This window comes from Cupriavidus sp. WGlv3, from assembly GCF_023952475.1.
In the GTDB taxonomy this organism is placed as follows: domain Bacteria; phylum Pseudomonadota; class Gammaproteobacteria; order Burkholderiales; family Burkholderiaceae; genus Cupriavidus; species Cupriavidus phytorum.
Genome location: NZ_JALHRX010000050.1, coordinates 1 through 8,243, shown reverse-complemented (window position 1 = coordinate 8,243; position 8,243 = coordinate 1). Strand labels below are relative to the sequence as shown.

At 61.3% G+C, this 8,243-nt stretch carries 8 protein-coding genes and 2 pseudogenes; 3 read left to right on the top strand and 7 right to left on the bottom strand.

Translation table 11 applies throughout. From position 1 onward, the window contains the following. Positions 1–393: 393 nt before the first annotated feature. The 6 genes from MKD38_RS29925 to MKD38_RS29900 form a co-directional block, all read right to left on the bottom strand. Complete coding sequence (locus tag MKD38_RS29925; RefSeq protein ID WP_012354742.1) at positions 394–1,392, bottom strand: aromatic/alkene monooxygenase hydroxylase subunit beta; 999 nt, start codon at positions 1,390–1,392, stop codon at positions 394–396. Positions 1,393–1,404: 12 nt separating this feature from the next. Next, entirely contained in the window at positions 1,405–1,722 is a 318-nt protein-coding gene (locus MKD38_RS29920) for an MmoB/DmpM family protein (protein WP_012354741.1), read from the bottom strand. A gap of 19 nt (positions 1,723–1,741) precedes the next feature. Next, a complete protein-coding gene (locus MKD38_RS29915) occupies positions 1,742–2,092 on the bottom strand; it encodes a monooxygenase system ferredoxin subunit (RefSeq protein ID WP_018003718.1) in 351 nt (116 codons plus the stop codon). Beyond that, entirely contained in the window at positions 2,085–2,345 is a 261-nt protein-coding gene (locus tag MKD38_RS29910) for a toluene-4-monooxygenase system B family protein (RefSeq protein ID WP_012354739.1), read from the bottom strand. Before MKD38_RS29910 ends, MKD38_RS29915 begins: the two co-directional genes overlap by 8 nt. 24 nt (positions 2,346–2,369) lie before the next feature. Next, entirely contained in the window at positions 2,370–3,875 is a 1,506-nt protein-coding gene (locus tag MKD38_RS29905) for a ferritin family protein (RefSeq protein ID WP_012354738.1), read from the bottom strand. Positions 3,876–4,207: 332 nt separating this feature from the next. After that, positions 4,208–4,977, bottom strand: a protein-coding gene (locus MKD38_RS29900) for an IS5 family transposase (protein ID WP_232348031.1) whose coding sequence is annotated in 2 segments (ribosomal slippage) — positions 4,208–4,647 and positions 4,647–4,977 — 771 coding nt in all. Because the reading frame shifts where the segments join, the coding sequence is not laid out codon by codon here. A gap of 93 nt (positions 4,978–5,070) precedes the next feature. Here MKD38_RS29900 and MKD38_RS29895 point away from each other — a divergent pair. The 3 genes and pseudogenes from MKD38_RS29895 to MKD38_RS29885 form a co-directional block, all read left to right on the top strand. Further along, positions 5,071–6,441 carry an ISNCY family transposase gene (locus MKD38_RS29895; RefSeq protein ID WP_012354735.1) on the top strand — a complete coding sequence of 457 codons (1,371 nt, stop codon included), beginning with the start codon at positions 5,071–5,073 and terminating at the stop codon, positions 6,439–6,441. A gap of 268 nt (positions 6,442–6,709) precedes the next feature. Further along, positions 6,710–7,132 (top strand): annotated as a pseudogene (locus MKD38_RS29890) (helix-turn-helix domain-containing protein); the annotation flags it as partial. Next, positions 7,114–7,545 (top strand): annotated as a pseudogene (locus MKD38_RS29885) (transposase); the annotation flags it as partial. The pseudogenes MKD38_RS29890 and MKD38_RS29885, both read left to right, overlap by 19 nt. A 150-nt stretch (positions 7,546–7,695) precedes the next feature. Here the strand turns inward: MKD38_RS29885 and MKD38_RS29880 are convergent. Then, a partial coding sequence (locus tag MKD38_RS29880) for a hypothetical protein (RefSeq protein ID WP_240987622.1) occupies positions 7,696–8,243 on the bottom strand: 548 nt, incomplete at its 5' end.

Sequence of the window (8,243 nt, the reverse complement as noted above, 5' to 3'; positions counted from 1 at the left end):
GTCCGCACCTGGTGCATCGGGAGCACCTGCGCGGTTTCGCTCAAGGAGGCCTGCAAATATAGAAGTCGTAACTGCCGAGCCGAGCTGTCAGCGTACGCTCGAAAACCCGTTGGACTCTTCCAGGCGCTCTGCGGTACGGACAGTACCACCGACAGCGCGCAAGGCGCTCGTCTTCGGCGAGTTTCTCCAGGACGTCGATAGGAGCGCCGGGCGCCATAGAAGAAGTGGACGCGCCTCGAACCGCCGCTGGCAGGTCATGCCGGCGCGCGGGGCTGCGCAGCAGAGTGTCTTCTTCCGCGTCTACGGTGAACGTCGCGCCGCCTTCGGATCGATCTGGCATTTCATAGGGCTCCAATGCTGGCTGTCGAGTCGCATCTCCCGACACTTCTTGCGTTACAGGCCCGCCAGGCCGATGATGTCCCAGAAATCGCGCACGGCCGCGCAGGCACGTGCCTTCGTGTTCGGCGCGTCGGGCAACGCCGCGCCGTAGGCCGCAATCGCATCGTCCGCGAGCCCCGCCCACCGGGAAATCGAGCCGGCCAGCACGTCACGATTGCCTGGGGTCTCCAGGGCCATGCGGACGAGCGCGCCGGCCCAGCGCCGGTGCCGCTGGGCGTCGGCAAGCTGCGCGTCAGTCAGCAAGCCGAGCAGGGTGTCGCCGTTGTGGCGCGCCGCCTCGCCAAGCCCGCGCAAGACCACTTCCTCCATCGCCGGCTTCAATACTAGACTGCAGGCGACGAAGGACTCTGCCCAGTCCCATGCAACGAGCGCGTGTTCGGCCAGCTTGCGCCAACCCTGCCAGGCCGGATCTTGCTCCCAGCATCTGCGCTCGTCGGTGCCAAAGCCCACGTCGCTGAAGATCTGAGACAGCTCTCGCGTTCGATACGCGGTGTGGGTGAGCCAACGCAGCGAGTCGGCGGTCTGGTAGGCGGCGCAGTTCGAGATCGTGGAGGCGGGGGCCATCTGCGTCACGTAGGCCGATCCCATTTGCAGTGTGTGGAACAGATAACGTGCCGGCGTGTACAGTCGCGCCAGCGTGCCGGCCCAGGAGTGCTCCAGCATGGAGTCGTGGCCGCGCTGGGAAAATTGGTCCAGCAGACCGGACACATAGGTTTCCTGACCGTCCTGCAGAATGTTGTAGGTGCGGTAGACGAGCTCGTCGGGGTCCCGAAAGGCGTTCCAGTCAGCGTGTTTCAGCGGCGAGGCGTTGCGGTGACGCTTGAACCACTGCGCCATCTCGAAATTCGGATCGAGTTCGAACGGCGCGTGGGGGTTGTCGGTCGTGTAGTGCAGATTCGTCGAGACGATCTCGTACTCGCTTGGTTTGCGCCGCCGCGCGGCCAGGTGGCTCCAGGTCTTTAGCGGCTTGAGGACGTCCGGTTGAGTAGTCATGCTCGTCTCCGGTTACAGCGTCTTTTTGTAATAGAAGAGGACGTAGTCGTCCGTGGTCTCGATGCGGCCCGCGAACGAGCTGAGGTTGACCTCCAGCTCGGACATCCTGAACGGGCGGCCCAGCGTATCCTCCAGCGTAGCTCGGCGCAGGATCAGTTCGCCGTCGGTGTCGATGCGCACGTATGCGAGCTTGTCGTCGACACGGATCTCCTTACCCGGATTGTCTTCCCGCGCGGCCTCGATGACGCCGGACGTGATGCTGCTGGCGCGAAGCACGGGGCCGACGCGGTTATTTCGGTACGCCTCGGCGGTGTTGTGATCCCTGCTCATGATCGATTCCTTTGCAATATCAGCAATTGGCGAACAGTGGTTCGACGCCTTCGACAGCGATAAGTATGTCGTCACCATCTACCCTGATGGCATACTCTGCGAGACGGGATCCACTGGGGTTGATGCCCCTGCCTGTGTTGGCGTCGAATGTCCACTGGTGGGCCCGGCACATCAGTACGCGCCCGTCGAAATTTCCCTCTACGAGCGGAATGTCCTGGTGCGGGCAGATGCCTTGGAATGCGCGTGGCGTGCCGCTTCGTGGGCGGACAAGTACGATGACGTGGCTGTCCACCACGACCTCGGCCATGTCGCCTTCCCACAGCTCGTCGAGTGTGGAGACTGTCTGGAAATTTTTGGTGTCCTTATGCATCGCAAAAAATGAATTCGAGTGACTCCATCGGCTTGATATCGGTGTCGCCGAGCCGGGCGTCGCGGGGATAGAAATGGTCGCTCCCCTGGCGCCGCACCCGCAAGACCTTGCCGGGCTGAGGCGCTACGCGACGGCCGACTGAATGGTGCGCGGCGGCCGCCGCTACCTCGTCCATCGAGTTCTCCGTATCGACGGCGACGAGCTGCAGCACGAAGTCGTATTGAAAATTCGAAATCACTGGAAACAGTGCCATGTCATTATCCATCTGATGGCCGCATCAGGCGGTCTTGTTCTGTTCGCGCTGGCGGCGGTATGCCGCCACCCATGCGCAATGGTGTGCGTCGTCGCCAATCTCGCCGGGGGCGAGGTTCATGTACAGGAGTGCCCCCCCCAGGTCGGGCGGCTGGATGTGCCCGGCGAGGAAACGGTCGACCAGGGTCAGGTGGTCGCGGTAACGCACGGGGTCCTGTTGGAAAACCCAACGGTCGATCTCGGAATTGAAGTGGTACGTGCGGCCGTTGTACTCGAGCGGATAATCCCTGACGTTCCAGCCACTGCCCGGCACCGCGCAGATTGGCAACTGGCTCATGTTGCACACAATGGGCAACGTCTCGGGGACGGTGAGCTCCTTCCTGCCCGCGAGCAGGTTGTCGATGATGACGTCCCAGGCCTTGCCAAACGTGTCATTCCAGCCGGAATACTTTTCTTCGAGCCAATCACGGCAGTCCGGCGTCATGCCGGCGGCCGGATTCCACCAGATGGTTGGCCTCCAGAACCAGATGCTCAGCTGGTAAGCATGGTGCTGGTAGTCGAACTCATTGATCATCTGGTCCCAGTACCAGGGCAGGTCGAGACCGAGGTCTATCAGGGTGCGCTCGAACTGGCCGACGATCCATTCCGTCACGAACGCCTTGAATGACTCCTTGCGATGCTGCAGCGGCGTAGCGTAGTCCATCGACGTGCCGGTCAGCAGGGAGAACAGGCGCCATGCGCGTGCAATGGCCACGTCCACGAGCTGCTGCGCCTGCTCCTTGCGCCCGTTGGCCAGCAGGATCTGCAGTGCCGGGCCGCCGATCTGCGCGTGCCGTGACTCGTCCGTCTGGATGCTTGAAATGAGGCTGGCGAACGTAAAGTCGCCGGCTTCCGCCGCATCGGCCGCCAGCCCGAGGAACTGCATGTTGGTGAAACCGGTTTCGAAGGCAAACGTAAGCATCACGGCGATCTCGATCGCGCTGCGCGACATGAATAGGTCGTCGAAGGTACTGCGGGCAGCGATCGCGGCCCATTCGTTGGTGTGATAGGCCTTGTGCGCCCAGTCAAACTGACGATCCTTTGGGCAGTAGTCGTGCGGAAAGTAGAGTTGCAATTGCCCGTGACGGTTCTCGTCAAGCATGCCAAACGTCGCCATGTTGCGCATCCCTGGCGCGCGGCCGAAGCGGGCCATTCGTGCCTCGGCGCTCATCGCTGCGTATTCGCCGAGCGCGATGGCGCCGTAATGTGCCTTCAGGATAGACAGCCAGCCGGGATCGGCGTTCTCGAACATGCGGCTGCGCTCCAGCGCGGCCTTCACGGAGTAGGCGCCAGCGTCCTTGTCGCGCTGAATGCGGACATATTCTGGATACGATGTCTTGTAGGGCTCGTCATAGGTTTCCCAGACTTCCATGGGCACGCCCTGTGCCCCTGCCATGACCTCCGGGAAAAGGTCGGACTCGGCGACGTACGTCGGCGTCCAGTTCGTTGTGCGGGCAATGTCGTACCACGCTGCGCGTTCCAAAAGCGCCATGGGATATTCTCCTTGGTGGATGTCATGTCCTTCTTGCTTTGCAGTCCCGGTTGCGAAAGGCCGCAGATCCGGAGCGCATTCCCTTGTGCAAATGTAATGCCAGCGGGCATGGCGATATAGTCATGCTGCACTGCAAAGCAGTGGGAGCGTAAGGAATGGCGGGTACTCCATTGGATTTCGAGGCCCGGATCTGGGCGTCGCAACAAGGTGCCAGTTCCTTGTGGATTTCCCTACGACACCTACGAAGGCATCAAAATCCACCACTGGGACAAGGGGAAAGACTCATTCGGCCCAACCATGGACGCCTACTGGAAATACCAGGTGCATCGAATTCAGCCGAACTTGAGGAGCGCTTCATGAATGTCAGCTCGACGTTCGAAGCGAATGCGAAGACGACGAAAGTTGTGAAGCCACGCTTGGGTACGTTCGACAACCCAGCGGAACTTGCCCAGACCACTACCGTGCTCAGTCCGGCGTTTGGCAAGCACCGGCTTGATGCCGCGCTCGCGAAGCCGCTGACGATGTGGCTCGGAGTCATAGCCTCGGTCTGCGTAGATGACTTTTGGCTTCTGAAGCGGTCGGCCGCGCACGCCGCGAATGGGCGGGATCGCGTCGACGAGCGGCAGCAATTGGGTGACGTCGTTGCGATTCGCCCCGGTCAGGATTGCGCTGATTGGGACGCCATTTGCATCGACGAGGATGTGGTGCTTGGAACCTGGTCGCGAGCGATCCGTGGGGTTCGGGCCAGTTTTTCGCCCGCCCCAACGGCTCGCACCGACGATGAATCGACGGCTACTCGTGAGAAATCGAGTTCGTGGGCCTCGCGAAGCTTCGCCAGCAATAGTTCGTGCAATCGCTTCCACACGCCAGCCTTCTGCCAGTCGCGCAAGCGCCTCCAGCAGGTCGGACCCGAACCGAATCCCAACTTGGTCGACAGGTCGCACCAGCGTATGCTGGTCTTGAACACGAACAAGATGCCGTTCAGCGCAGCTCGATCCGAAACCGGAAGGCGGCCTGGATATTTCTTGCGTCGCGGCTTCGGCGGCGGCAGCAAAGGTTCGATCAGTGCCCACAGCTCGTCATCGATGATCGGCGCGCTCATCCCCTCGGTTCCCATCGTTCAGATGGCCAAGGTTAACAGCTTGCCGAAAAGGTTAACAGCCCCCTCGGGGTCTTTTTGAAACGGTCTCTAAGCATGCGCGAGATTGACAGGCTCAAGACCGTCCAGGCGGTCATGGATGGTCAGTTGCGGCCTGGCGTGGCCGCCGAACGATTGGAGATCACTGACCGGCAGCTGCGGCGGTTACTGGAGCGCTACCGGCTGGAAGGCCCAGCCGGGCTGGTCTCGCGCAAGCGCGGCCGACCCAGCAACAACCGTCTGTCTGGCGAGCGCGAAGCCGCAGCGCTCGGCCTGATCCGGGAACACTATGCCGACTTCGGCCCGACCCTGGCGGCCGAGAAGCTGCGCGAAGCACACGGGCTCACTCTGGCGAAGGAAACGGTCCGGCGGCTGATGATGGTTGCCGGCCTGTGGGTACCGCGCAAACAGCGCCCGCTCAAGGTCTATCAGCCTCGTAATCGGCGCGCCTGCTATGGCGAACTGATTCAGATTGATGGCTGCGATCACCGCTGGTTTGAGGAACGCGCGCCTGCCTGCACGCTGCTCGTTTATGTCGACGACGCCACCAGCCGGATCATGGAGCTGCGCTTTACCCATTCGGAGGCCACGTTCACGTACTTCGCGGCGACCCGCGCCTACCTGGAGCGCCACGGCAAGCCGGTGGCGTTTTACAGTGACAAGGCCAGCGTTTTCCGGGTCAACAAGCAAGGAGCAACTAGCGGCGACGGCCATACGCAGTTTGCGCGGGCCTTGTTCGAACTGAACATCGAAGGCATCTGCGCCAACAGCAGCCAGGCAAAAGGCCGCGTGGAACGGACACACCTGACCTTGCAGGACCGGCTGGTCAAGGAGCTGCGCCTGCGTGGCATCAGCACCATGGAGGCGGCCAATGGCTTCATGGCGGAGTTCATCGCCGACTACAACGCGCGCTTTGCCAAGGTGCCGCGCAACAACCACAACGCCCATCGACCGCTGCGACCGGACGAGAATCTGGATCTGATCTTCGCGTGGCGCGAGCCACGCTGCGTGTCCAAGAGCCTGACGATCCAGTACGACAAGATGCTCTACCTGCTGGCGGACCCGCCGGAGCATCGCAAGCTGGCTGGCTGCTACATCGACGTCTATCACTACCCAGATGGCAGGATCGAGCCGCGGGCTAATGGCGCCGCCCTGCCCTACACCACCTATGACCGGCTGTCGGAAGTGGACCAGGGCGCGATCGTGGACAACAAGCGCCTGGGACATGTGCTGCAGTTGGCGCAATACGTGCAGGAGAAGCGCGATAACACGCGTTCGCTCTCTGTGCCTGGCACGGAGGGGGTTCCGCGCAAGCGTGGACGGCCGCCCGGCAAGAAATCGCAGCGGTCGCTCGGCCAGAACGATATGTTGGAAGCGTTGCAAAGGCTGCAGGAGCAGCCGTGGCCGCTTAACGGAACGGAAAACTGATTCAGCTTGCGCTGGCAGTTCAACAGGGCTCAGGCAGCACGGCTTGGACTCAGTCACGTCAGGACAGCACTACCGCCCTACGCTCACCCCAATAGCCGATCAACCGGACATTTCAACTTAGCCAGAGACCGGACATTTCAATTTAGCTTTGACAGCACGTGTTGGCCCCAAATAGTAATGTCGCATTTGAGCCAAATAGAAATGACGTACCCCCTTGCCCAGGCTGGCATGCTGGCGGCTTTCCGTCTGTCCGAGACTGGAGGCCGCGATGCGCAAGCCCGAGACCATCACGACGACGATGCGCGAACTCGATCGGCTCAAGGTGATTCAGGCCGTGGTCGACCATGGCCTGGCGGTCTGGCGCGCCGCCGAGAAGCTCGGCTTGTCGCGGCGCCAGGTGGAACGGCTGGTGCTGCGCTACCGCGAGGATGGTCCGAGTGGCCTGGGCTCGCGTAAGCGCGGCCGTGACAGCAACCGCCAGCTGCCGTCGGGGCTGGAGTCCCGCGTGCGCGGCCTGATTCGCGGCAGCTACGCCGACTTCGGCCCGACGCTCGCCGCCGAGAAGCTGCGCGAGCGCCATGGCATCGACCTGGCCACCGAGACGGTGCGCCGGATCATGATCGACGCTGGTTTCTGGGTCCCGCTCAAGTGCCTTGACGACCAGGTCAAGCGGAACTGTCGCAGCAGCTTAAGGAAGACGACAACGCTCTGCGCCTGCTTGCCATCCCGGGCATTGGAGCCATTACCGACAGCTTGTTGGCCGCTGAACTGGGGGATGCAAAGAATTCTCGCTCCGGGCGTGACATTGCCGCATCGATAAGGCTAGTGCCGCGGCAATACAGTACTGGCGGTCGCCCGGCTCTGCTCGGTATCAGTAAGCGAGGCGACAAAAGCATACGTTGCCTGCTGATTCAATGCGCATGCTCTGTAATGACACGTCTTCATCGACGAACGGATGGGCTTGGGGATTGGCTTCGGAAGATGCTCGTACGGCGCCATCCAAACGTCGTCGCGTGTGCCTTGGCCAATAAGCTTGCAAGCATAGCGTGGGCGTTGCTGTACCGCCGCAGTGATTACCAAATCCCCGTGGCCGCGGCGAGCTGAAGGTGGGCTGACCGCGCAGGATTATTTGTTAATTCAGGCTTTGCGACGTTGACATTGATGACCCAACGGCCCAGTGGCCCGGTGGACACCCTGACAAATTGTATAGCTACCACAAAGTGCGGACATTTTTAATACTACCGGGCGCGACTTTCATCGTGGAGCGGGAGAGCAATCTCCAAGCAGACTCTGGATAGATTTAGGCAAGCCACAGATCATCGACCTCAACCTTGCAAAGATCGGGCTGACCATAGATTTCAATTTAGCTTTGACAAATGGTGTTGGCCTTTCGCGGACATCATGCCGCCGCTCTCCGCAATCGTGACTGGGCGGACCCGGACGACCGTGACAGTTCCGGCAATATCCAGCCACAGCGCTTCGAAACCCCGACAGGTATTCGGCGAGGTCGGCTGGGCGGCGCAGCAAGCGAAGACGGCACAGCAAAGGAAAAGCAAAGACTTGGCGAGCCTCAACGTACACGAGGCTCGGCATCACCGCACAGAGATTGCTGGCGTCCTGGCTGGTAAACATCGGGACAGTAAAGCCGTTCCACATGGTGCCGTTCCAATACGCCCACACAAAGGCATGGTCTGGCAGCCAGCTGCCCCTCACGCGAATGCGACGCCATGTGCGTTTCGTACCGCTTTGTTTAAGGGATTCGATCATAGTGTGCTCCAAAGAGAGAAAGCGGTCTTTTGAGG